This is a genomic window from Acinetobacter sp. GN11, from assembly GCF_054823985.1.
Map to the genome: position 1 here is coordinate 1 of NZ_JRVL01000297.1, position 1,200 is coordinate 1,200.

Consider the following 1,200-nt stretch of genomic DNA (forward strand, 5'->3'; position numbering starts at 1 on the left):
TGCACAGAAAATACGACAGGTTAAATCGTAAATTTTCCTAAATGCTAGATTAATATTTAAATGAGGATATTAAAAACGATAACCCACACCCAAATAAGTAATTAAAGGATCAATATCAACTTTGGTTGAGGCATGAATTAACTGCTTACCTGTTTTGCTATCAATCACATCAATATTTGCGCGATTATTTAACTTTGCATAGGACACTGAACCAACAGCATACCAATTTGGCGTGATGTCATAAGTAGCTCCTAGACTCACAATTGGGGCAATCGCATCAGTTGCTTTAACCCGAACATATGGATTTGCACTTGAGGTTTTGCCATCTAAGGCTGCACCAGCATTGTTATCTAGTACATTCTGAATCATATGCCCCGCAGCAATTAAGTCAGAATTAATTTGGTCGTTTAACTTAATGTTAGAAAAGCGTGAATACATAATTCCGGCACCAACATATGGTCGAAATTTATTTACTCCTGCCTTACCAAACTGATATTGAGCCTCTAATGCTGGAGTCCATGCACGTACCGTAGCAGCTTTCGATTTATTACCCAGATTAGTGATTGGAATATCTTGTAATAAATCAAGTTTATCGCCTATAACCAAAGCAGCTAATCCTTCAGGATTTGCAAAACCAGATAACGGCGCGTTGATTTCTCCTTTCCCCTTAATATCAACTTTTGGAGGAATCCCACCGATTAACTGTAAAGACACGTTCTCATTCACATAGTAATTGAACATTAAACCCAGAGTGTCTATATCTTCTGTTTCAAGCCCTGTGCCTTTACCTTCCCATTGTTCTAATCCTTTAATCGTTGCTGTACCCGTGATATCTGGCGAAACCATGTCATTTTCATCTACAAGCCCTAATAGCTGACCAACCGATTGTTGTTGATTGCCGTTTTCATCGACTGGATGGCTAAATACCATATCGAGAACTTCTTTGGCATTTTCCCCAGTTGATAATGTTGCATTAGGGTCTATGGATTTCATAAATGCTGAAGTAGAAATAGTTCCGACTTTGGCAGTGGTTCCATTTGCTACAGCAGTATTTATATTGAATGGATTTGCTTTCCCTTGTGGCATGACATGCAACCACCCAGCAGATACAGAAAACCGTTTAAATTCTGCATGTGCTGTTTGAGTTCCCGTTACAAAAGCCACGGCGAGCAGATTTCCGCCTATTAATTTTAAAATATC

1 protein-coding gene is annotated in these 1,200 nt (G+C 38.8%); it reads right to left on the reverse strand.

What is annotated here, in order from left to right; translation table 11 throughout:
• Window positions 1-69: 69 nt before the first annotated feature.
• A complete protein-coding gene (locus NL42_RS18470; RefSeq protein ID WP_461313859.1) occupies window positions 70-1,185 on the reverse strand; it encodes an OmpW/AlkL family protein in 1,116 nt (371 codons plus the stop codon).
• Window positions 1,186-1,200 lie beyond the last annotated feature (15 nt).